This is a genomic window from Actinoallomurus sp. NPDC052308 (assembly GCF_040679195.1).
GTDB classification, from domain to species: domain Bacteria; phylum Actinomycetota; class Actinomycetes; order Streptosporangiales; family Streptosporangiaceae; genus Actinoallomurus; species Actinoallomurus liliacearum.
The window spans coordinates 130,498-154,155 of record NZ_JBFAUM010000019.1 but is presented as its reverse complement, the minus strand read 5'-3'; the positions used below and the strand labels follow the sequence as shown (position 1 = coordinate 154,155).

The following is a 23,658-nucleotide window of genomic DNA, read 5'->3' as shown; positions in this document are numbered from 1 at the left end:
GCCGTCGTCAAGGCGGGCGCGGCGTACCTTCCGGTCGACCCGGATCACCCGGCCGACCGGGTCGCGTACGTCCTCGCCGACACCCGGCCGACCGTCGTCGTCACCACGGCCGGGGTCGCGGACCGGCTGCCGGGCGAGACGCCATCGCTGATCATCGACGATCCGGAGGTGGACGAGGAACTGGCCGGGTTCGCCGACACCGCCCCGGTCCGTACGACGACCCCGGACGACACCGCGTACGTGATCTACACGTCGGGTTCCACCGGACGCCCCAAGGGCGTCGTCGTCCCGCACGCCGGGATCGTCAACCGGCTGCTGTGGATGCAGAGCGAGTACGGGCTGGGGCCCGGTGACCGGGTGGTGCAGAAGACCCCGGCGACGTTCGACGTGTCGGTGTGGGAGTTCTTCTGGCCCCTGCAGACCGGTGCCGCGCTCGTCATCGCCCGGCCCGACGGCCACCGTGACGCCCGCTACCTCGCCCGGCTGATCAAGCGCCAGGACGTGACGACCGCGCACTTCGTCCCGTCGATGCTGGCCGCGTTCCTCACCGAACCGGAGGCGACAGGCTGCACGGGGCTGCACCGGGTGCTGTGCAGCGGCGAAGCGCTGCCACCGGAACTGGCCGCACGGTTCCACGAACTGTTCCCCGACACGGAGCTGCACAATCTGTACGGGCCGACCGAGGCATCCGTCGATGTCACCTCATGGCGCTACGAACCGGGCTCCGCGAGCGTTCCCATCGGGCGGCCCATCTGGAACACCCGCGCCTACGTCCTCGACGCGGCCCTACGGCCCGTCCCGCCCGGCGTGCCCGGCGAGCTGTACCTCGCCGGGGACCAACTCGCCCGCGGGTACCACGACCGGCCCGCCCTGACCGCCGAACGGTTCATCGCCGACCCGTACGGAACCGGACAGCGGATGTACCGCACCGGAGACCTCGCACGCTGGAACCACCACGGCCACCTCGAATACCTCGGCCGCACCGACCACCAGGTCAAGATCCGCGGCGTCCGCATCGAACTCGGCGAAATCGAGAACACCCTCGCCGGCCACGAGGACGTCGCCCACTGCGCCGTCGCCGCCCGGCCGTACGGCACGGACGGGGTCCGGCTGGTCGGGTACGTCGTGGCGCGGGCGGCCGAGACCGATCCCGCCCGGCTGAAAGCGGACCTGCGTGCGCATGCCGCTCGCAGCCTTCCCGAGGCCATGGTCCCGGCCGCGATCGTGGTCCTCGACGAGCTGCCGCTGACCCCCAGCGGCAAGCTGGATCGCCGGGCGCTGCCCGAGCCCGAGTTCTCCGCCGCCTCCTCGCGGACACCCCGGACGGCGACCGAGGAGATCCTGTGCGGGCTGTTCGCCGAACTGCTGGGGGTCGACCGCGTCGGCCCGGAGGACGACTTCTTCGCCCTCGGCGGCGACTCGCTTCTGGCGATCCGCATGGTCAGCCGGATCCGCGCCGTGCTCGACGTCGAGGTCGGTGTGCGGACCCTCTTCGACGCCCCGACCGTCGCCGCGCTGGCCGAGCGGCTCGACGATGCCCGCCACGGCTCCCAGCCGAAGCTCGGGCCGGCGTCGCGGCCGGATCGGCTTCCGCTGTCGTACGCGCAGCAGCGACTGTGGTTCCTCGACCAACTGGAGGGCCGCAGCGCCACGTACACCATGCCGCTGGCGCTCCGGCTGACCGGCGAGGTGGACGTCGACGCGCTACGGTCGGCACTGACCGACGTGGTCGCCCGGCACGAGGTGTTGCGGACCGTCTATCGGCAGGTCGACGGCGAACCCTGCCAGGTGATCCTTGATGACGTGCGGCCCGGGCTACGGGTCGCCGAGGTCGATGGCCTGTCGGCCGCGCCGGTCCGGGACGCGGCCGCAGGCTTCGATCTGTCGGTGGAGATCCCGATCCGCGCTCACCTGTACGTGACCGGGCCCGGCGAGCAGGTGCTGTTGCTGGTGCTGCACCACATCGCCGCCGACGGCTGGTCCTTCGCGCCCCTGGCCCGCGACCTGATCACCGCCTACGCCGCTCGCACCGAGGACCGGCCGCCCGCCTGGGAACCGCTGCCGGTGCAGTACGCCGACTACGCCCTCTGGCAGCGGAACCTGCTCGGCTCCGAAGACGACCCCGACAGCCTCATCTCCCGACAGATCACCTACTGGCGCGACGCCCTCGCCGACCTCCCTGAGCAACTCGACCTGCCCACCGACCGTCCCCGCCCCGCCCAGGCCTCCTACCAGGGCAAAAGGGTTCCGGTGGACATCGATCCGGAGCTCCGCGCCGGGATCGCCGCGTTGGCCCGGAGCGCGCACAGCAGCGTGTTCATGGTCGTGCAGGCCGCTCTCGCCGCGCTGCTCACCCGCCTCGGCGCCGGCACCGACATCCCCATCGGCACGCCCATCGCCGGGCGCACCGACCAGGCCCTCGACGACCTCGTCGGCATGTTCGTCAACACCCTCGTCCTGCGCACCGACACCACCGGAAACCCGACCTTCCGCGAACTCGTCGACCGCGTCCGCGACACCGACCTAGCCGCCTACCAACACCAGGACCTGCCCTTCGAACGCCTCGTGGAAATCCTCAACCCACCCCGCAGCCTGGCCCGCCACCCGCTCTTCCAGGTCATGCTCGCCTTCCAGAACAACCCGCGCGCGCGGCTCGACCTCCCCGGCCTCACCGCCGAACCCCTGGACGCGGACACCGCGACCGCCAAGTTCGACCTGCACTTCGTGCTGGGGGACGGTGACGGGCTGAGCGGGGTGCTGGAGTACGCGACCGACCTGTTCGACGAGGCGACCGCCGAGACGATCGTCACGCGGTTCGTCCGGCTGCTCCGCGCGGCCGTCGCGGATCCGGACGTCGCGCTGCGCGACCTCGACGTCCTCGACGAAAGGGAACGGCATCGGGTCCTGGAGGAGTGGAACACCACGGCCCGTCCGGTCCCCGACGTCACGCCCCCCGAACTCTTCGAGGCGCAGGTGGCCCGGACGCCGGACGCCCCGGCGCTCGTCGCGGGCACGCTCGACGACCCGGCCGCCCCGGTGACGTTCACGTACGCGCGGCTGAACGAGGAGGCGGACCGGCTGGCCCGCCACCTGGTCGAGAAGCACGGCGCGGGCCCCGAACGGCTCGTCGCCCTGGCCCTGCCGCGTACCGCCGAACTCGTCGTCGCGCTGCTCGCCGTGCACAAGACGGGCGCGGCCTACCTGCCCATCGACATGCGCTTCCCCGCCGACCGCATCGCGATGATGATCGAGGACGCCCGGCCGGTCGCGGCGGTGACCTGCGAGGCGACGGCGCACGTACTCCCCCGCGGGCTGAGCTCGGTCCGGCTGCCGCTGCGACCGGACGCGCCCGCCGGGCCCGTCGCCGCGCGGGACTCGCGGCCGGACCACCCGGCGTACGTGATCTACACGTCCGGGTCGACCGGACGGCCGAAGGGCGTCGTCGTGCCGCACGGCACCGTCACGAACCTCCTGCTCTCGATGGCCGAGCAGGTTCCGCTCACGCCGGACGACACGCTCGTCGCGGTGACCACGGTCGGCTTCGACATCTCGGTGCCGGAGATCTACTCGCCGCTGCTGGCCGGGGCCCGGGTCCGGCTCGCGCGCGAGGAGGAGGTCGCCGACCCCGCGCGGCTCGGCCGGCTCCTCGCGGACGCCACCGTCATGCAGGCCACCCCGACCCTCTGGCAGGAGCTCACCAAGCTTCCCGAGCCTCCCGACCTCGGCGGGCTCCGGGTGCTCGTGGGCGGGGAGGCGCTGCCCGCCGGGCTCGCCCGCGCCCTGCTCGAGCGCGGCTGCTCGGTCCGCAACCTGTACGGCCCGACCGAGACGACGATCTGGTCCACCGGCGTGGAGCTCGACGAGGCTTCGGCGGCCCGGCCGCCGATCGGGCGTCCCCTCGCGAACACACGGGTCTACATCCTCGACGCCGCGCTGCGGCCGGTGCCGCCGGGCGTCCCCGGCGAGCTGTACATCGCCGGGGCGGGGCTGGCGCGCGGGTACCTCGGCCGCCCGGACCTGACGGCCGAACGGTTCACGGCCGACCCGTACGGGCCCGGCCGCATGTACCGCACCGGCGACCTCGCGCGGTATCGCGCCGATGGGCGGATCGAGTACCTCGGCCGGGTCGACCACCAGGTGAAGATCCGGGGGTTTCGCATCGAGCTGGGCGAGATCGAGACCGTGCTGACCGCGCACGAGTCCGTCTCGCAGGCCGTCGCCGTCGTGCGGGAGGACCGGCCCGGCGACCGGCGCGTCACCGCGTACGTCGTCGGGCCGGCGGACCCGGCAGAGCTGCGGAAGTTCGCGGGGCAGAGCCTGCCGGACTACATGCTGCCGTCCTCGATCGTGGTCCTGGAGGCGCTGCCGCTGACGCCCAACGGCAAGGTCGACCGCCGGGCGCTGCCCGCGCCGGAGGTCGGAGCGTCGTCGCGCGGCCCCCGGACGCCGGTCGAGGAGGTCTTGTGCGGGGTCTTCGCGGAGGTGCTGGGCACGCCGGTCGTCGGAGTCGACGACGGATTCTTCGAACTGGGCGGGGACTCACTGCTGGCCACCCGCGTCGTCGCCCGCGTCCGCGCCGTCCTCGGCGTCGAGATCCCGGTCCGGGCACTGTTCGAGACGCCCACGGTCGCCGGCCTCGCCGAGGTCGCCGAGGGAGCGGACACGGGCCGACCGCCGCTCACGCCATCTTCCCGCACGGCGGCGGCCCCACCGCTGTCGTACGCGCAGCGACGCCTCTGGTACCTGGCCCGGCTCGAGGGCCGCAGCGCCACGTACGCGATGCCGCTGGCGTTCCGGCTGACCGGCGAGGTGGACGTCGACGCGCTGCGGGCGGCACTGGCCGACGTGGTCGCCCGGCACGAGGCGCTACGAACGATCTTCCCGGAGTCGGACGGCGCCCCGTACCAGGTGATCCTGGAGGACGAGCGGCCCGAGCTCCGGGTCGAGGAGACCGACGATGTCGCGGCGGCTCTGGCCCGGGACGCGGCGTACGGCTTCGACCTCGCGGTGAAGATCCCGATCCGCGCCCACCTGTACGTGACCGGGCCCGGCGAGCAGGTGCTGTTGCTGGTGCTGCACCACATCGCCGCCGACGGCTGGTCCTTCGCGCCCCTGGCCCGCGACCTGATCACCGCCTACGCCGCTCGCACCGAGGACCGGCCGCCCGCCTGGGAACCGCTGCCGGTGCAGTACGCCGACTACGCCCTCTGGCAGCGGAACCTGCTCGGCTCCGAAGACGACCCGGACAGCCTGATCTCCCGGCAGGTCGCCTACTGGCGCGACACCCTCGCCGACCTCCCCGACCAGCTCGACCTGCCCACCGACCGCCCCCGCCCCGCCCAGGCGTCCCACCAGGGCGGACAGGTGCCCGTACGGCTCGACGCCGAGAGGGTCAGGGCGCTGGCCCGGCGGACGAACGCCAGCGTGTTCATGGTCGTGCAGGCGGCCCTCGCCGCGCTGCTCACCCGCCTCGGCGCCGGCACCGACATCCCCATCGGCACGCCCATCGCCGGACGCACCGACCAGGCCCTCGACGACCTGGTGGGCATGTTCGTCAACACCCTCGTCCTGCGCACGCGTACCGACGGCGATCCGACGTTCCGCGAACTCGTCGACCGCGTCCGCGACACCGACCTGGCCGCCTACCAACACCAGGACCTGCCCTTCGAACGCCTCGTGGAAATCCTCAACCCACCCCGCAGCCTGGCCCGCCACCCGCTCTTCCAGGTCATGCTCGCCTTCCAGAACAACCCCTCGGCCGAACTCCGGCTCTCCGGCGGCGGCACCGCCGAGCCGCTACCGCTGCACGCCGGGGTCGCCAAGTTCGACCTGACGCTGAGCCTGGAGGAGAGCCTCGAGGGGGTGCTGGAGTACGCGACGGACCTGTTCGACGCGGCGACCGCCGAGGCCATCGCCGCGCGACTGGGCCGTCTCCTGATCGCCGTCGCCGCCGACCCCGATGCCCGCATCGGCGCGATCGACCTGCTGGACGACGGCGAACGCCGCCGGATGCTGGTGGAGTGGGGCGACACCGCCCGGCCGGTGCCGGACGCGACGCTGGCCGAGCTGTTCCGGGCGCAGGCGGCCGCGACACCGGACGCGACGGCGGTCGTCTTCGAGGACGAGGAGCTGACGTACGCCGACCTGGCCGCGCGTGCGGCGGAGCTCGCGGACCGGCTCGCCGAGCTGGGCGCCGGGCCGGAGCGGATCGTGGCGATCGCCCTGCCCCGGTCCGTCGGCCTCGTCGTGACGGAGCTGGCCGTCGCCATGACCGGCGCGGCGTACCTGCCGATCGACATCACCTATCCGCCGGACCGCGTCGCGTACCTGCTGGCGGACGCCGACCCGGTGTGCGTGGTCACCGAGGAGGGCGTCGAGACACCCGACGGCCCGCCGAACGCCGTGCCCTCCCGGAGCGGTCGGGTCGACGGCGCGGCGTACGTGATCTACACGTCCGGGTCGACGGGACGGCCGAAGGGGGTCGTCGTCACCCACCGGGGGATCGCGAGCCTGGCGGCGACGCAGCGCGAACGTCTGGGGATCGGCCCGGGGAGCCGGGTGCTGCAGTTCGCGTCGCCGGGCTTCGACGCGGCGTTCTGGGAGCTCGCCGCGCTCCTGTCCGGGGCGACTCTCGTGCTGGCGCCGGCCGACCGTCTCGTCCCCGGCGCGCCGCTGGCCGAGCTGGCCGCCGAGCGGCGTGTCACGCACGCGACGCTGCCGCCGGCCGCGCTGCCCACCCTCGACGGACTGCCGCCGGGACTGACACTGGTCGTCGCCGGTGAGGCCTGCCCGCCCGAGCTCGTGGAGCGCTGGTCGCGCGACCACCGCATGATCAACGCGTACGGCCCGACGGAGACGACGGTGGCCACCACCGTCAGCGCGCCGCTGTCCGGCCGGGTCGTCCCGCCGATGGGCGCCCCGGTGGCGAACACCCGCGTGTACGTGCTCGACGAGTACCTGCGGCCGGTCCCGCCCGGCGTGCCCGGAGAGCTGTACGCCGCCGGTCTCAGCCTGGCCCGCGGCTACCTCGGCCGGCCGGACCTCACGGCGGACCGCTTCGTCGCCGACCCGTACGGCGCGCCGGGCGAGCGGATGTACCGCACCGGCGACCTCGTCCGGCACCGCGCCGACGGGCGGCTGGAGTACCTCGGCCGTACGGACCACCAGATCAAGATCCGCGGCTTCCGGGTGGAGCCGGGCGAGGTGGAGTCCGTGCTGACCGGGCACGAGGCCGTGTCCCAGGCCGCCGTGCTCGTCCGGGAGGAACCGCCCGGCGGGCGGCGTCTCGTCGCGTACGTCGTGGGCGACGCCGACCCGGCCGAGCTGCGGGCGTTCGTCCGCGACCGGCTGCCGGAGTACATGGTCCCGGCGGCCGTCGTCCCACTGCCCGCACTGCCGCTCACCGCTAGCGGGAAGCTCGACCGCGCGGCGCTGCCCGCGCCCGAGTTCCGCGCGTCGGGCCGCGCGCCGCGCACGCGGGAGGAGGAACTGCTCTGCCGGCTGTTCGCCGAGGTCCTCGGCCTGGACGGGCCGGTCGGCGCCGACGACGGCTTCTTCGACCTGGGCGGGGACAGCATCGTCGCGATCCAGCTCGTCGCGCGGACCCGGCGCGAGGGCCTCGTCGTCACGGCGCGGGAGGTGTTCCGGCACCGGACGCCCGGGGCGCTGGCGGCGGTCGCGCGGCCCGCCGGCCAGGACGGCGCGACGCCGGAGCCGGAAGGGGCGGGCGTCGGGCCGGTGCCGCTCACGCCGATCATGAGCTGGTTCGCCGGGCTGGGCGGCTCACTGCACCAGTCGGCGCTGCTCACCGTGCCGCCCGGCCTGGGCCTGGACCGGCTGACGCGGGCCGTCGAGACGCTCGTGGACCACCACGACGCGCTGCGCCTGCGGTTCGACGGGCGACACGCCGAGATCACGCCGCCCGGTACGGGGCGGCCGCACGTCACCCGGGTCGAGGGCCTGGACGGCATCGCGGAGCACGCGGACGCGGCGCGGCGGGCCCTGGACCCGGCGACGGGCGCGACGGTGCGGGTGGTCTGGTTCGACGCGGGCGACGCGCCGGGCCGATTGTTGCTGACGCTGCACCACCTCGTCGTCGACGGCGTCTCGTGGCGGATCCTGCTCCCCGACCTCGTGCTGGCACTGGAGGACCACCCGCTCGACCCGGTCCCGACGTCGTTCCGCGGGTGGGCGCGGCGGCTCGTCGCGGCGGCGAACGATCCACAGCTTGTGGACGAACTCCCGCACTGGGCCGCGCTGGAGGACGATCCACCGCTGGCCCGCCGGGCCCTGGACCCGACGCGGGACACCGCCGAGACCGTACGGCACGTGCGGACGAGCCTGCCGCCCGAGGTCACCGAACCGCTGCTGACGACCGTTCCGGCGGCCTTCCACGGCACCGTGAACGACGTCCTGCTCACCGCGCTGGCCCTGGCCGTGCGCCGCCGGCACGGGCGCGACGGCCTGCTCGTCGACCTGGAGGGCCACGGCCGCGCCGACCTGGGCGCGGACCTGTCCCGCACGGTCGGGTGGTTCACCGCCCTGTACCCGGTGCGGCTGGCCCCCGGCACCGACGATCCGGGCCCCGCCCTGAAACGCGTCAAGGAACAGCTCCGCGCCGTCCCCGGCGAGGGTCTCGGGTACGGGCTGCTGCGGCACCTCACCCCGGCGACGCGCGGCACGCTCACCGTGACGCCGCAGCTCGGCTTCAACTACCAGGGCCGGGTGAACCCCGGACAGGGCGACTGGTCCACCGCGCCGGAGTCCGACCTGCTCGGCATGGGCCACGGTCCGGGCACGCCGCTGCCACACGGCATCGACGTCAACGCGGTCACCCCCGACCTGCCGGACGGCCCGCACCTGAAGGTGACCTGGTCGTACGCGTCCGGCCTCTACGACGAGGACGACGTGCGGGCGCTCGCCGAGGAGTGGGCGGCGGCGCTGCGGGAGCTGGCCGTCACGGAGGACGGCGGGCACACGCCGTCGGACCTCTCCCTGGTCCACCTCGGCCAGGACGAGATCGACGAGTTCGAGGCCGAGCTGGAGGAGCTGTGACCACCGGACGCGGGCGGCTGGAGGACGTCCTGCCGCTGTCCCCCCTCCAGCAGGGGCTGTACTTCCACGCCGCGCTGGACGACCGGGACCTGTACGCGACGCAGCTCGTGCTCGACCTTGCGGGCCCCCTCGACGTCGCGGCGCTGAAGCGCGCCGCGTCCGCGCTGCTCGCCCGGCACGCGAACCTGCGGTGCGGCTTCCGGCAGCGCAAGAACGGCGAGCCGGTCCAGCTCGTGCACCGCGAGGTGCCGCTGCCCTGGGAGGAGGCGACCGGCGACCCCGACGCGGTCGCCGAGCGCGAACGAACCCGGCCGTTCGACCTGGCCCGGCCGCCGCTGCTGCGGTTCACCCTCGTGCCGGAGGGGCCGGAGCGAAACCGGCTCATCGTCACGAGCCACCACATCCTCCTGGACGGCTGGTCGATGCCGGTCCTGGCGGAGGAGTTCTTCACGCTGTACCTCGGCGGCGAGCCCGCTCCCGTCACGCCGTACAAGCGGTACCTCGAATGGCTGGCCGGCCGGGACCGTACGGCGGCCCGCGAGGCGTGGGGGAAGGCCCTCGACGGGGTGGAGGAGCCGACGCTGGTCGCCCCCGCGACGGCGGCCGGGCCGCCGCTGCCGCCGCGACGGGTCACCACGGAGGTCGGCCTGGACCTGTCCGCCGTCCGGCGGCACGGCCTCACGGCGAACACGCTCGTCCAGGGGGCGTGGGGACTGCTGCTGTCCCGGCTGACCGGCCGCGACGACGTCGTGTTCGGTGCGGCGGTGTCCGGCCGGCCAACGGAGATCCCCGGCGTCGAGCGGATGGTCGGGCTGTTCGTCAACACCGTCCCCGTGCGCGTCCGGATCGACGAGGAGCGGTCGGTCGCGGCCCTGCTGACCCGCCTGCAGGAGGAGCAGGCCGAGCTGTTCCCCCACCAGCACGCCGGGTTGACCGAGGTCAGCCGGACGCCGCTGTTCGACACGATGACCGCGTTCGAGAACTATCCCCAGCCTGGGGATATCGCGCTCGGCGACGTACGGCTGACCCGCGTGGACCTCTTCGACGCGACGCACTACCCCCTCGCGCTGGTCGGCGCGCCGCTCGGCGGCGACCGGCTGTGGCTGCGCCTCGACCACCGGCCCGACGCGTACGACGACGCGGAGGCCGGGCTGCTGCTCGCCCGCGTCGAACGCCTGCTGCGCGCGATGGCCGCGCGGCCCGACACCCCCGTCGCGGACCTGGACGTCCTCCTTCCGGGCGAACGCGCCCGGATCCTGGGCGACTGGGCGGCCGGCCCGCCCGCCGCACCGCCCCGTACGCTCCCGGAACTGGTCGGGACCTGGGTCGAGCAGACCCCCGACGCCCCCGCCGTCACGACCGTCGGGGGCTCCGAGACGCTCACGTACGCGGAGTTGTGGGCGCGGGCCGGGGCGCTCGCCGGCGAGCTGGCCGGGCTCGGTGTCGGCACGGAGACGGTCGTGGCGATCGCGCTGCCGCGATCGGCGGAGTTCGTCGTCTCGGCCCTCGCCGTCAGCCGGGCGGGCGGCGCGTACCTGCCGATCGACCCCGGCTATCCGCCGGACCGCGTCGCGTACATGCTGGACGACGCCCGCCCCGCCTGCGTGATCGCCCACCCCGGCGTGCCGCTCCCGTACGACGGACCGCGCCTGCCCCCGCCGACGATCGGACGCGACGTCCCCACCAGACCGGTACGGCCGGAGAACGCGGCGTACGTCATCTACACCTCCGGGTCGACCGGGCGGCCGAAGGGCGTCGTCGTCACGCACGCGGGCCTGGCCGGCCTCGCCGCGACCGAGATCGCGGGATTCGGCCTGGCGCCGGGCGACCGGACGCTGCACTTCTCCTCGCCGAGCTTCGACGCGTCGGTGTTCGAGCTGCTCATGGGCCTCGCCTCGGGCGGGACGGTGACGATCGTGCCCCCGGACGTGTACGGCGGCGAGGCGCTCCGCGACGCGCTGCGGCAGGTGACGCACGGCTTCGTCGCCCCGGCCGTGCTCGCCGGCGTTGCCCCGGAGGGCCTGGCGAACCCGCGCACCCTCGTCGTCGGCGGCGAGGCGTGCCCGCCCGGTCTCGTCGAACGCTGGGCGCCCGGCCGCCGGATGATCAACGCGTACGGGCCGACGGAGACGACCGTGGCGGCGACGATGAGCGCGCCGCTCACCGACGACGCCTCGACGATCGGGCTGCCGATCACCGGCGCGCGGGTGTACGTCCTGGACGCCAGGCTGCGGCCCGTGCCGCCCGGCGTGCCCGGCGAGCTGTACGTCGCCGGGATCGGCCTGGCCCGCGGCTACCTGAACCGGCCCGCGCAGACCGCCGAACGCTTCGTGGCCGACCCGTTCGGGCCGGGCCGCATGTACCGGACCGGGGACCTCGTCCGGCGGCGGGCCGACGGCCGCCTGGAGTACCTCGGCCGTACGGACGCGCAGGTCAAGGTGCGCGGCTTCCGGATCGAGCCGGGCGAGATCGAGACGGTGCTCACCGAGCGGGAGGGCGTCCGGCAGGCCGCGGTCGTCGTCCGCGAGGACCGGCCGGGCGACCGCCGCCTCGTCGCGTACGTCACCGGCGACGCCGACCCGGCCGAGCTTCGGGAGGCGGCGGCGCGGACCCTGCCCGGCCACCTGGTGCCCTCCGCCATCGTCGTCCTGGACGCCCTCCCGCTCAGCCCGAGCGGCAAGCTCGACCGCGCGGCGCTGCCCGCGCCGGGGCTCGCCGGGTCCTCCCGGCCGCCGCTGGGTCCGCTGGAGGAGATCCTGTGCGGCCTGTTCGCGGAGGTACTGGGCCTCGACCGGGTCGGGGTCGACGACGGGTTCTTCGAGCTCGGCGGGGACTCCCTGCTCGCCACCCGCCTGACCGGCCGGGTCCGCGCCGAGCTGGGCGCCGGCCTGCCGGTCCGCACGCTGTTCGAGGCCCCGACGGTCGCGGCGCTCGCCCGCCGCCTCGACACGACCGACGCCCGGACCGCCGACGGGACGGCCGCGGTCGCCGGCGGGACGGCGCCGCTCGACGTGCTGCTGCCGCTGCGCGCGGGGAGCGACCGGCCGCCGCTGTTCTGCGTACACCCGGCGGTCGGCGTGGCCTGGTCGTACGCGGGTCTGCTGCGCCACCTGCCGGACCGCCCGATGTACGGCCTGCAGGCACGCGGCATCGCCCGCGACGAGGAACTGCCCGGATCGATGGAGGAGATGGCCGCCGACTACGTCGCCGTCCTCCGCACCGTCCAGCCGACCGGGCCGTACCACCTGCTGGGCTGGTCGCTCGGCGGCCTGATCGCGCACGCCATGGCCGTACGGCTGCGGGCGGACGGCGAACAGGTCGCGCTGCTCGCGCTGATGGACTCCTACCCCCTCGACGGGGACCCGGACGCCGACGTGCCGCTGCCGGACCTGCTCCGCGACCTCGGGTTCGACGTCGCCGACGACGTGACGGCGGAGGACGTCGCCGCCCTCCTGGAGGGCAGCGCGCTCGGCGGGATCGACGGCCGCCGCCTGGAGGGCCTGTACCGCGCCTACCTGAACGCCCTGCGCAACGGGCGGCGGTTCGTCCCCGGCCGGTTCGACGGGGACCTGCTGCTGTTCACCGCCGCGCGCAACACCGAGGCGCCGCCCGCCGACATCTGGGCACCGCACGCCGGCCGCGTCGAGCGGCACCCGGTCGACTGCGCGCACACCGAGATGGCCGATCCCGGCCCGCTGGCCCGAATCGCCGCGAAGTTGAAGGAGAGTCTGGAGACATGACCAACCCGTTCGAAGACCCCGACGGTCGTTACCTCGTCCTCGTCAACGAGGAGGGGCAGCACTCCCTGTGGCCGACGTTCGCGGACGTGCCCGCGGGATGGACCGTCGCGCACGGCGAGGACACCCGGCAGGCCTGCCTCGACTACGTCAACGAGCACTGGACCGACATGCGCCCGAAGAGCCTCATCGCGGCCATGGAACAGGACGAGAGGGGCTGACGTGCCGGGCTGGCTCCGCTGCTTCCAGGCCCGGCCGGCCGCGGCGACGCGGCTGATCTGCTTTCCCCACGCGGGCGGCTCGGCTGCGTTCTACCGCCCGTTGGCCATGGCGGCCACGGAGGTCGAGGTCCACATCGCGGAGTACCCCGGCCGGGCGGACCGGCTGTTCGAGCCCCTCGTCGACGACGCGGGGCGAATCGCCCGTGCCGTCACCGAGGCGCTCGGCCCGCTGCTGGACCGGCCGGTCGCGCTGTTCGGGCACAGCATGGGGGCGACCATCGCCCACGAGACCGCCCGCCTGCTGACCGCGCGCGGGGTCCCGCCGACGCACCTGTTCGTCTCCGCGTCCCGCGCCTCCCACGACCGGCCGGGCGGCCCGGCCGATGAGGTCCTCCACGACAAGGACGACGACGCCTTCGTCGCCGAGCTGGTCCGGCTCGGCGGCACGGACGCGCGGGCCCTCGCCGACCCGCAGCTGCGCGAGCTCGTCCTCCCGTACGTGCGGAGCGACTTCCGGCTGATCGAGACGTACCGGCACGAGCCCGGCCCGCGCCTCGACCTCCCGATCACCGCGTTCTCCGGGAACGCCGACCCGATCGTCACCATCGCGCAGGCCGAACGCTGGGCCGAACTGACCACCGGTGAGTTCACGCTGCGGGTCTTCCCCGGTGACCACTTCTACGTGGTCCCGCACCGGGACGCCGTCCTGGCGGCGATCCAGGAGGCCGTCGCCTCGGACGGCGGTGGCCGCCATGCCGGACCGAAGGCTCGGCGAGCCACGGATGACGCGCCCAGCGTGTCCAGATAGGCGGTGACCTTACGGGGGCCGGGCGTCGGTTGACCGAGCGTTCGTCACGGCCCGTTCTCTTCGCTGCCCCTGTGGTTCCGGGACCTGACGACTACGGCCCTGTCCTCGGGGACGACTGTCGGCGTCGCCGAGGACAGGGCCGGGCTGGTCAGCGTCGGCCAGGGGCGCTGACGACGGCCACATGATCGCGGTAGAAGGAGTTGATGACGGTACCCGCGGGCAGGGCCGGGGAGTTCCAGGGGTACTTCTTCGGGTCGTGGGCCATTTGGCGCGCTTCGGCGGCGTTGGACGGTTTAGGAGCGGGCGGGCGGTGGCCGTCGCTGACGCTCGCCCAGCCGATCATCTGGTAGCTGGTCGGGTCGAGCAGGATCGCGCTGGTGGGAAGGTGGAAGACGGCGATGGCCGTACGCCTGGGCGCGTACTGGAAGTCGCGCTTGACCTGGATGCCGGGCAGTTGCGCCAGCGCCCGGTAGAGCGTTCCTTGGACGCGCGGCGGAGCGCCCGCCGGCGAGTTCCACAGCAACTGCTGAATGTTCTCGAACGCCAGCTCCTGCTTGCTCTGACCGCCGCCACGCGGTTCGGATCCGACCTTGGCGTACAGCGTGGCGAGGAGAGCGTGCGGGTCGGTGGGCAGCGAGGCCAGCAGCCGATAGGCGCCCAGCGGTGTGCCCTCCGCGGACTCGGCCGTCGAGTGCCGCGTGACCACGAGCTTTCCACCCACCATGGAGGCATCCTGCATCCCGTCCATCCGGATCCAGGATTGGTCGGTCTCGCCGCCGGCGGCATGCTGGTACGCGGTGAAGCGGTAGTAGAGCCACTGGTGCGGTTCGAACTTCGGCGCCGGCCGGGCCTCGACGGTCCGCGCGGCCTTGTTCAGCACCTCGGTGGCCGCCGCCAGTTGGATGGAGGACGGCCGGGGACCGACATGGCCCTCCTGCCGCCCCGATCCGCCGACCGTGACGACGACGGCTGTGGCCGCCGCCGCGAGTGCCAGGCCACCAGCGATGATCGCCGGACGTCGGATCAGCGCGGGGCGGGACCGCGCCGAGGCGGCGGGGGAACCGAACGCCGATCGCAGACGGTCACGGCCGGCCGCCAGCTGGCCGGCCGAGGGCTCCGGAGCGTCGGCACGCATCTCACGCACCAGGTCGAGGTCGTTCATCGGTCGAGCTCCTCCATGCTGGAAGTGGGATTGTGTCCGCCGAGCGCCTCGCGGACCTTCTTTCGGGCCCGGTGCAGCCGTGACCGTACGGTGCCGACCGAGATGCCCAGCGCCTCGGCGGTCTCCTCATAGGACAGGTCGGCCCAGGCGATGAGCAGGAGCACCTCGCGGTACTTCGGCGACAACGCGGCCAGCGCGCGAGCGATGGGCTGCCTGGCGGCGGAGGCCGCCACCCGGTCGTCGACGCCGTCCCCGTAGCTTTGCGCGACCGGGTCGGATCCCGTCTTCGCGAGCGCCTGCAGCATCCGTATCTCCGAACGCCGGCGCTTGCCGATGATGTTCGCGGCGATGCCGTACAGCCACGGCCGGGCATCCGTCCGGTCGAAGTGGTACCTGCGGCGCTGCCGGAACGCGTCCAGAAAGGTGTCGGCCACCACGTCGTCCGCGGCATCCGCTCCGAGCCGGCGGGTCACGTAGCGGTGAATGTGCGCGGCATGGCGGTCGTACACCTGCGCGAACGCCTCGGGCTCTCGTAGGGACTGCTGTATCAACGCGGCGTCGTCCATACTCTCCCGCGCCGTCGCAGCCACATACGGCTGTGTTCTCATCCGGTCTCCGATTTCTGGTCTCGTGCGGAACGGACCATGTGCGACCGGTTTTCACCCGGACGGCCCGGATGAGTTCCCAATCGGATTCACTCGCCTCGGGCCCGGCCCATGTGCGGCGGCAGCGGCCAGGCCGGGCCGCGGTGGGAACCACCGTGGCGACATCGGGTGATCAGGAGTCGACCGTAGTTCTTCGAAAGGACTCTTGATGACCTTCATTCCTCGGCGAGGCCGCGGCGCGGCCCGGCTCGGCGCTCTCGCGGCGGCGATTTCGGCCACCGCGCTCGCCATCGGCGCTCCCGCGGCCTCGGCGGAGCCCGTCAAGCCCGGTCCCGGCTGGCACCGGTCCGCGATCCCCGTCAAGGGCCGGGCCAACCTGACGAGCGTGGTCACCACCGGACGCACGGACGCCTGGGCGGGCGGGTTCAAGGTCAGCAGCATCGTCGGCCATCCCTCGGCCGCCGCGCGGGGCGACCTCGCCGGCACGGCCGTGGGGCGAGCGGACGCGACCCCGGACATCTGCCAGATGGAGAAGGAGATGTTCCCGACCCTGATGCTGCGCTGGAACGGGCGCTCCTGGTCCTCGGTGACCATGCCCGCCGTCGGCCGCATCAACTTCCTCACCGCCACGGGCCGCAACGACGTGTGGGCCAGCGCGGACTGCGCGATGCTGCACTGGGACGGGCGACGCTGGACCCCGATGAGCTACCCGGCCATCCCCGGCGCGCAACAGTCGTCCGGGACCCTCGTCGCCGCCGGCGGGCCGAAGGACGCGTGGCTCATCGGGGGCACCTACGACTCCCGCACCCAGGTCGCACAGGGGTACGTCCAGCGGTGGAACGGCCGCCAGTGGCGGCGCATGGCGCTGCCCCGGCTCGGCGACAACTGGCTGCTGTCCGGCATGGCCGTCCGGAATTCCCACGACGTCTGGGCCGCCGGCACCGACTTCGGCAACTCTCAGGGCCGCGAGCACCTGGTGCTCCTGCATTGGAACGGCCGCACCTGGAAACGGCTGAAGGAACCCGCGATCGGCGACCGGTGGACCAGGCGCGTGGCGGCGGTCCGGGCGCTGTCGGCCAACGACGTCTGGGTGGTCGGCGCCGGGCAGGCCGGCTCCCGCGGCGGAAGCCGTCTCCCGATCATGCTGCACTGGAACGGCCACAAGTGGTCCAGCACCCCTGTGCCCGACGGTTCCGGAGAGATCAACGACGTGGTGAAGAACGGTCGGAGCGTGTGGGCGGTCGGGGACACGGATTCCCCGTACCACATGTACACGTTGCGCTGGGACGGAAAGCGCTGGTCGCGCGGCTCGATCCCGCAGGCCGGAGACGGGGGCGTCAATGGCGCCGCCGCCATTCCGGGGGGCGGGCTGTGGGCGGTCGGCGCCACCGGTGACTCCGAGACGAGCGGCGGCCCCTATCCCTTCCTCGCACACCACGCGTAACTTCAGCCGACACGGATCGCGGGACGGGACCACTCCGTCCGGCGATCGTGGCTGATCAGGTGAGGCCGCGTCCGGTCGAGGAGGACGACCTTCGGAGCACTGTCGTGATCGGCGGCGTGGCAGCGCAGCGGTAGCGCGGGCTGCCGCCCGCTGTCGCCGTCACAGCGCGATGGGGCCGAGATCGACGGCGATCTGGGCCAGCGCGCGGATGGCGGGGCTGTCGGCGGTGGAGCGCCAGGTCAGGGCCCATTGAAGGTCAGGGGCATCGCGCATGGGCAGGAAGACGATGTCGGGAGGGTTGTTGTAGCGGGCGGCTATCTCGCCCAGCGGGTGGACGCACTGCCCGGCGGCGACCAGGGAAAGGACCTCATGGAAGGTCCGCGCGGCGGGCCCGCGCGGGATACGGCGACCGCTCGGCGTACGCATGGGGACCATGGCGGCGACCCAGTACTCGGGGGCGTCGGGGCCGAGGTCGGCGACGTGGTTGTCGGCGAGGTCCTCCAGGGAGGCGGAGCCGCGCTCGGCGAGCGGATGGTCGGCCGACACCGCCAGCACGCGGCTTCCGGTCAGCACGGTGGGGCCCACGGTGAGATCCGCTTCGACGACGGGCAGCCACAGCACATTGATGTCGTTCACTCCGGCGCGCAGGGAGGCGAACGCGTCGCTGCCGGTGATCTCGTTGAACTGGACATCGCTGCCAGGGTGACGGGTGCGGAACATGTCGACGAGTGGGCGTAGTTCGTGTCCGGCATGTCCGAAGACACCCAGCCGCAGAGTCCGGCCCCCGCTCAGGCCGGCTGCTTCGGCGCGGGCGAGTCCCTCTCGGAGGAGGTCGAGGGCTTGTTGCAGATCCTCGCGGAGGCGTCGGCCGACCGGGGTCAGGCTCACGCGGCGGCTGGTGCGATCGAACAGGGCCACGCCGAGACGCCGCTCTTGTTGGCCGATGGCCTGACTGACGCGGGCCTGGGACACGTGGAGTCGTTCGGCGGTGCGGCCGAAGTGCAGTTCCTCGGCCAACGTCAGGAAGATCTCGATGTCCCGAAGCTCCATCGATAACTCCAGACTTATGGATCGCTCAACGAAGCTTACATTGATCCGCCGTTGACCTGCCTCAATGCTGGATTCCTCACTCTTCCTTCTCATGGGAGCGGACCAGTATGGCAATCACGGCTGCGCTCGGGGAGCTGAGCGGCGACTACGCCCTTGATACCGCCCACACCCGGATCGGCTTCGTCGCCCGGCACACGATCGGCCCCAAGGTGCGCGGGCGGTTCGAGGAATTCGAAGGCGGGGGTCGCTTGGACGGCGACGATCCGTCGAAGTCGCGCGTCGAGCTCACGATCCAGGCCGGCAGCATCCAGACAGACAACGCCAAGCGCGACGACCTGCTGCGCGGCAGATTCCTGAACCTGAACGACCATCCGACCATCACTTTCACCTCGACCGGGGCACGGCAGGTCGGCGAGACCGCTTTCGAGCTCACCGGTGACCTGACCATCCGCGGCGTGACCAAACCGGTCACCGTTGCCCTTGAGCAGACCGGCACCGAACACGACCCGCAGGGCGAGGTCCGCATTCGCTTCAAGGGCAGCACCGTGATCAACAGGGCGGACTGGGGTGTGAACTGGACCGCCGCCACGGGCCTGGTCGGCAAGAAGGTGACGCTGGAGTTCGACGTCACCGCTGTCCGGCGGACCTAGCACTCGCCCCCGGTAGGAACACCACTCGACGCGGAATCTCCGCCGCACCGTATGGCGCGACCCGCCGACGCGAGAAGCGCCGGCGGGTCGCGCCCGGTCGGTCAGTTGTAGAAGGTCGCGCTGTGGACGTCCACCGGGTTGGCGGTGTCGCCGGTGGTCACGCCGTACACGGCCACGAAGGCCGAGCCGGTCGAGACCAGGCCGGTGTAGTCACCGATCATCCGGCCGGAACTCGTCAACGGCGCCTTCCGCGCGTCGAACGAGCCCTCGATGTGCTGCTCGCGCCACGATGCGGACTTCGTGCAGTCCGACGAGCAGGTCACGGCCCAGAAGTCGGTGGGCAGGGTGGCCGCCGACGTGTTCTTCCGGAAGTCGTAGTACGTGACCGCCACGGTGCCGCCGGGGGACACGGCGATCGCCGGTACCGCGGCCGAACCGGTGGGCGTCTTGTCCACGCGAACCGGGCTGGACCAGGTCTTCCCGTCATCGGTGGACCGCGCGTACGCGACGTGGAAGGTGCCGTCGGCGTCCTGGCTCTGCCAGACCGCGTTCACCACCTTGCTGTTCGGCTGGACCGCCAGCAGCGGCTCCGTGGCGTTGCGCACCGGGTCACCCGAGTTGTCGGGGTCCGGGATCTTGGTAGCCACGGTGAACGGGGCCGCGACGTCCAGCGTCGGCGCCGACCACGTGTCGCCGCCGTCGGTCGAGCGGATGACCTGGGTGGCGGCGGTGGTGTCGGTCTCCTGGTGCATGCCGATCAACAGCGTCCCGTCGGCCATCGGTGTCAGCACGGTACCGAGTGCGCCGCTGTTGGTGGGGAAGTCGTACACCTTCTTCGTGGACCAGGTCTTCCCGTCGTCGGTCGACTTCGCCAGGTAGACCGGCTGTCCCCAGTCGCCGTTCGACCCGCTGTAGGACCGGTCCCACACCGCGTACACCACGCCCGGGTGGTACGGATCGGCGGTGACCGCCGGGCGGTCGTTGAAGTACTGCGGGTCGTCGTCCCGCTGCAGGGTCACCGGGGCGTCCCAGTGCTCGCCGCCGTCACCGGAGCGCGACACCAGCATCGCCGTGACCTGACCGGTACGTGACAGCGAGAACGACGCGGCCACCGCCGTACCGGAGGGCGTGATCGTGACCCAGTGGTCCGTCGTGACGTCGTAGTCCCCGCCGTTGGCCGCCGTACCGCCGTTGCATCGGGAGAACGCGGGCTGCGTCGCCGACCGATGCCAGGTCGCGCCGTAGTCGTCGGACACGGCGGTGACGGCTCCGTTGCTGCCGTACCGGTTCCACCGGTCCTGCTGGTACACCGCGACGAGGTGCCGCGGCCGCTTCGGATCCCGCGCGACCATGGGCTGAACCTCGGTGTTCGGGTTCAGCACGTAACCGTCGCCCTCGGGCAGCCCACAACCCGCCGGCAGCGCACTGGTACCCGAGATCGGCACCACGCTGGCAGGGTCGGAACCATCCGCGAAGGCGGGCTGAGCCGAAACGGTGCAGGCGGCCACGGCGGCCGCCACGGCCAGCACTGACCTTGAACGTCGTTTCAACGGTGCCTTCCTCATCCTCGATGGGGGTGTCTCCACAGGGAACGCTGCCGCCTAGCCGGGCAGCGTGTTCCCAGCAGACGCCGAACGGCACGACCGACGCTACAGCCTCAAGATCATCTTTGTCCCCCCTCTTGACTCAGCGTGACCAAGCTCTTCACAGCGTCAGCCTCACCCTCCCGAGGGCTCCGTGGCGTGGTCATCCGCGGTCGCGGCTGCGGTGCCGGGCCAAAGGCTCGGTGAACGACGGATCACGCGCCCAGCGCATCCGGATAAATGGTGAATCGCCCGAGGGTCCGGCGCCCGTTGACCGAGCTCCTCTCACGCCCCTTGGGGCGGCGAGCGATGTTCCGATCGTGGTGGGGCCTGATGTCTGCGTACGGAACGCAGCACGCCCAGGACGCTCACCGTGCCCAGCAGCCCGGCCGCGCAGATCACCAGGTAGGGGGGAACCACGGCGGCGACGGCGCCGCCGACGGCCATGCCGAGGCCCTGGAGGGTCATGATGCCGGCGCCCAGCAGGGACATGGCCCGGCCTCGCATCTCTTCGGGTACCGCGTGGACGAACCACCGGTCCATGCCGAGCGTGTACGCGGCGGACAGTCCGGTGAGCAGCATTAATCCGATCGCGAGCGGCAGCGGCGGGTGGACCGCGAATGCGGCCAGTGGCAGCAGCGATACGGCCGCGAGCGGTAGCGTGAGGCGCTCGCGGGCGGCGGGGCTGAGCAGGGTGCCGACCAGCGCCTCGCTCACCACGGTGCCGGCGGGCATCGCGGCCAGGAACAGGCCGAAGCCGGTGGAGCCCGCCCCAGAGGCGTCGGCGAAGGGGGCGGCGACCCCCTCGGCGACCACGAAGAACATCGGTGGAACCCACCACATCAGCAGCAGCGCGCGGATGCGGGCGTCGCCGAGCAACCGGCCGGCCGAGGCGATGGAATCACGCGCCATCGCGCCGCTTCCTGTTGTCCGGGCGGGCCGGTCACGGGTGCCCAGACGTAGCAGCAGGGCGGACGCGAGGAACGTGAGGATGGTGACGCGGAGCGCGGTGCGGGGCGATACCCACGCCAGCGCCAGGCCGCCCAGCCCGTAGCCGATGACCTGGGAACTCTGCGAGACGATCCGGATCAGCGAGCGGCCCAGGACGTACCGGTCGCCCTGCAGGATGTCCGCGAGGCTCGCCGCCCGGGTGCCGGTGAACAGCGGCGAGATCATCGCGACGGCGAGACGGAGCAGGAACAGGGCCGCGAACGGGGTCGCCGGGACGGCCATCAGGGCCACACAACCCGCCGACAGCAGGTCGCAGGCGACCAGCACACGGCGGGGCGGATAACGGTCGGCGATGCCGGACAGCGTGATCCCGCTGAGCGCGTAGGGCAGGAAGCCGAGGGCGAAGACGAGGCCCGTCAACAGCGCCGAGTGGGTCTGCCGGAAGACCAGGACGGCCAGCGATACCTCGGCGAGGACGCCGCCCAGCACCGAAAGGACATGGGCCACGAAGACGGTCCGGAATTCCTTGACCGCGAATACGGCGCCGTACCCGGTCCTGGCACTTTCGACGCTCTGCGGGCCGGTGAGCGCCTTGTCCGATTCGGCGGGCGAAGAGGAATCCGCCACCATGCGAAGGATGCTCGCTTTCTCGTGTCCTGACGCCGGTGCACCGCACAGGTCGCGACGGTGAACGAGGTCGTCCGCGCGAGAGACAGCGGATCATCGGCGTATGGCCCATCGGCCGGTCCGGGGGCGGTGCATAGGGGGGAACCGGGGCCCGCCCCCGGGCCGGCATCGGATCTCAGGACATAGCGGCTGAGATCAGCTTCTCAGGCGCTCGCCTGGTCAGCGGGAGATCCGGTTCCCCGGAACCCAGTTCTTCGGGACCCAGTTCTTCGGGACCCAGTTCTTCGGGACCCAGTTCTTCGGGACCCAATTCTTCGGGACCCAGTTCTCGGTGTCGGCCATGTCGTCTCAACTCCTCTCGATGCGTCCTCACGCATGGAGTCGCGCGCCGCGCGGGTCATTCGCGCGGCGCCCTGACAAACCCGAGACGACCGTCACCCGATTCCTGTGACATCGCGGCAATGTGACGTGCGTCACTGATTACTGATGTCACGCAGCGGCTGGGAGCAACGTCTCGTGCAGGACACGGTCGAGAAGGAACAGCTGACCCGCTCATCCGAAACTGGCAGGAGACCCGAGAACGTGAATTTCCGTACGAAGGCGGCTGCGGCGCTGGCCGCCGTCGGAATCGCCACCGGAGCCCTGATGTCCATGGCGTCAGGAGCCGACGCGGCCAGCGCCCCCTGCTCGGGGTACACGTACCGTTCGAAGGCGGCCGTCAACGTTCCCCTTCTCGGCGGCACGAGGGTCACCGTCGGTTACACGTACTGGTATCAGAAGTCCTACGCGCACTCGCCCACGCGGATGTGCGCCGTCACCCGTCCCGCGAGCGCGTACGCCGGCAAGACGAATTGGCTCTACGTCGCCCTGGAGAGCAACGCCGGCATTGACCGCGACGGCGGGAACTACCGGTATTACGCCGGCCCGGTCACCGTGGCCAGGAGCGGGCGCGTGTCCGTATACGCGGAAGTCGGCCTCAAGACCGGAAAGAAGTACTCGACAACGGTCGACAGCATCTAACGCCGGACATGAACTGTCTCTTCGGGCTCCTTCCACTGTCGGCGGAGGGAGCCCGAAGATCGCTAGAACGAGGTCTCATCAGGTTGCGTCCTCGCAGCGCCCGGCCGGTGTTTCTCAAGCCCTGGTCGGCGGCCGGGGTCGGCCAGGACCGACTGTGGCCGTCCGATTCCACAGCGCGACCATCCGGTCGTAGGTTGAAGGCCTTTCCCTGCATGTCTGGAGGACCCGACATGACGCAACAACTGCCCCCAGGGTGGGATCCGGCCAAGTGTCAGGGCGGCGGGACGCCGACCTTCACCGGGGCGGACGTCATCACCGAGTTGGTGAACAACCACGCGCGGCCGCTCTTCATCTCGATGCACGACGCCGATGCCGGCAACCCGGACTGGGATCACACCTTCGTCCTCCCCTACCGGGTCACCTTCAGGAACTGGACCGTGGTCGTCATCGCCCACGTGCACGTCAAGAAGCAGCTCGACAACAGCTACCGCCAGTTCCCGGGCAGCGCCTACATCCCGGGCTATGCCAACTGGGGCTGCTCCACTCCCCAGTTCGTCTTAACTGACGCGCCCCAGTTCAACCCGGCCGTGCACACGTACAACCGGGCCGTGAAGAACGCGCACTGGGCCAGCGACACGAACGCGGACAGCGCTCTCTTCTCAGGGAGGACCCGCTACCCGCGGCCCACCACGTAGCGCCGGGCGCCACGCCCGGCCCGGCCGGCCGGATGACCGCCGAGGGTTCCG

The 23,658-nt window shown here is 72.3% G+C and carries 14 protein-coding genes; 8 read left to right on the top strand and 6 right to left on the bottom strand.

Annotated features, from left to right (window positions below; all coding sequences use genetic code 11):
* The 4 genes from AB0L00_RS33085 to AB0L00_RS33070 form a co-directional block, all read left to right on the top strand.
* A partial coding sequence (locus tag AB0L00_RS33085; RefSeq protein WP_364441042.1) for an amino acid adenylation domain-containing protein occupies positions 1–9,054 on the top strand: 9,054 nt, incomplete at its 5' end.
* Complete coding sequence (locus tag AB0L00_RS33080; protein WP_364441041.1) at positions 9,051–12,794, top strand: amino acid adenylation domain-containing protein; 3,744 nt, start codon at positions 9,051–9,053, stop codon at positions 12,792–12,794. The genes AB0L00_RS33085 and AB0L00_RS33080, both read left to right, overlap by 4 nt.
* On the top strand, positions 12,791–13,012 hold the full coding sequence (locus AB0L00_RS33075) for an MbtH family protein (protein ID WP_364441040.1): 222 nt from the start codon (positions 12,791–12,793) through the stop codon (positions 13,010–13,012). Before AB0L00_RS33080 ends, AB0L00_RS33075 begins: the two co-directional genes overlap by 4 nt.
* A 1-nt stretch (position 13,013) precedes the next feature.
* Complete coding sequence (locus AB0L00_RS33070; RefSeq protein WP_345365799.1) at positions 13,014–13,820, top strand: alpha/beta fold hydrolase; 807 nt, start codon at positions 13,014–13,016, stop codon at positions 13,818–13,820.
* Positions 13,821–13,968: 148 nt separating this feature from the next.
* On the opposite strand, the gene AB0L00_RS33065 is transcribed toward AB0L00_RS33070, so the two are convergent.
* Together AB0L00_RS33065 and AB0L00_RS33060 are read right to left on the bottom strand one after the other, a co-directional pair.
* Positions 13,969–14,982, bottom strand: coding sequence for a CU044_5270 family protein (locus AB0L00_RS33065; protein ID WP_364441038.1), 1,014 nt, complete (start codon positions 14,980–14,982; stop codon positions 13,969–13,971).
* On the bottom strand, positions 14,979–15,590 hold the full coding sequence (locus AB0L00_RS33060; RefSeq protein ID WP_364441037.1) for an RNA polymerase sigma factor: 612 nt from the start codon (positions 15,588–15,590) through the stop codon (positions 14,979–14,981). The genes AB0L00_RS33065 and AB0L00_RS33060 overlap by 4 nt, the downstream gene beginning before the upstream one ends.
* 205 nt (positions 15,591–15,795) lie before the next feature.
* On the opposite strand from AB0L00_RS33060, the gene AB0L00_RS33055 reads away from it, so the two are divergent.
* Entirely contained in the window at positions 15,796–17,031 is a 1,236-nt protein-coding gene (locus tag AB0L00_RS33055; RefSeq protein ID WP_364441035.1) for a hypothetical protein, read from the top strand.
* Between the two features lie 159 nt (positions 17,032–17,190).
* Here AB0L00_RS33055 and AB0L00_RS33050 read toward each other — a convergent pair whose 3' ends face one another.
* On the bottom strand, positions 17,191–18,081 hold the full coding sequence (locus AB0L00_RS33050) for a LysR family transcriptional regulator (RefSeq protein ID WP_364441033.1): 891 nt from the start codon (positions 18,079–18,081) through the stop codon (positions 17,191–17,193).
* A 107-nt stretch (positions 18,082–18,188) separates the two neighbouring features.
* Here AB0L00_RS33050 and AB0L00_RS33045 point away from each other — a divergent pair, with 107 nt between their 5' ends.
* Positions 18,189–18,731, top strand: a complete 543-nt coding sequence (locus AB0L00_RS33045; protein ID WP_364441032.1) for a YceI family protein — start codon at positions 18,189–18,191, stop codon at positions 18,729–18,731.
* 101 nt (positions 18,732–18,832) lie between these two features.
* On the opposite strand, the gene AB0L00_RS33040 is transcribed toward AB0L00_RS33045, so the two are convergent.
* The 3 genes from AB0L00_RS33040 to AB0L00_RS33030 form a co-directional block, all read right to left on the bottom strand.
* Positions 18,833–20,179, bottom strand: coding sequence for a sialidase family protein (locus AB0L00_RS33040; RefSeq protein WP_364441030.1), 1,347 nt, complete (start codon positions 20,177–20,179; stop codon positions 18,833–18,835).
* Between the two features lie 420 nt (positions 20,180–20,599).
* A complete protein-coding gene (locus AB0L00_RS33035; RefSeq protein ID WP_364441029.1) occupies positions 20,600–21,895 on the bottom strand; it encodes an MFS transporter in 1,296 nt (431 codons plus the stop codon).
* A 216-nt stretch (positions 21,896–22,111) separates the two neighbouring features.
* On the bottom strand, positions 22,112–22,234 hold the full coding sequence (locus tag AB0L00_RS33030; RefSeq protein ID WP_364441027.1) for a hypothetical protein: 123 nt from the start codon (positions 22,232–22,234) through the stop codon (positions 22,112–22,114).
* Positions 22,235–22,474: 240 nt separating this feature from the next.
* Here AB0L00_RS33030 and AB0L00_RS33025 point away from each other — a divergent pair, with 240 nt between their 5' ends.
* Entirely contained in the window at positions 22,475–22,912 is a 438-nt protein-coding gene (locus tag AB0L00_RS33025) for a hypothetical protein (protein ID WP_364441025.1), read from the top strand.
* Between the two features lie 230 nt (positions 22,913–23,142).
* Complete coding sequence (locus tag AB0L00_RS33020; RefSeq protein ID WP_364441023.1) at positions 23,143–23,607, top strand: hypothetical protein; 465 nt, start codon at positions 23,143–23,145, stop codon at positions 23,605–23,607.
* Positions 23,608–23,658 lie beyond the last annotated feature (51 nt).

Excerpts from the sequence above, each read along its gene's own strand:
- AB0L00_RS33075 (WP_364441040.1), top strand. The coding sequence starts at position 12,791 with ATGACCAACCCGTTCGAAGACCCCGACGGTCGTTACCTCGTCCTCGTC.
- AB0L00_RS33065 (WP_364441038.1), bottom strand. The coding sequence starts at position 14,982 with ATGAACGACCTCGACCTGGTGCGTGAGATGCGTGCCGACGCTCCGGAG.
- AB0L00_RS33060 (WP_364441037.1), bottom strand. The coding sequence starts at position 15,590 with ATGAGAACACAGCCGTATGTGGCTGCGACGGCGCGGGAGAGTATGGAC.
- AB0L00_RS33055 (WP_364441035.1), top strand. The coding sequence starts at position 15,796 with ATGACCTTCATTCCTCGGCGAGGCCGCGGCGCGGCCCGGCTCGGCGCT.
- AB0L00_RS33050 (WP_364441033.1), bottom strand. The coding sequence starts at position 18,081 with ATGGAGCTTCGGGACATCGAGATCTTCCTGACGTTGGCCGAGGAACTG.
- AB0L00_RS33045 (WP_364441032.1), top strand. The coding sequence starts at position 18,189 with ATGGCAATCACGGCTGCGCTCGGGGAGCTGAGCGGCGACTACGCCCTT.
- AB0L00_RS33035 (WP_364441029.1), bottom strand. The coding sequence starts at position 21,895 with ATGGTGGCGGATTCCTCTTCGCCCGCCGAATCGGACAAGGCGCTCACC.
- AB0L00_RS33030 (WP_364441027.1), bottom strand. The coding sequence starts at position 22,234 with ATGGCCGACACCGAGAACTGGGTCCCGAAGAATTGGGTCCCGAAGAAC.
- AB0L00_RS33020 (WP_364441023.1), top strand. The coding sequence starts at position 23,143 with ATGACGCAACAACTGCCCCCAGGGTGGGATCCGGCCAAGTGTCAGGGC.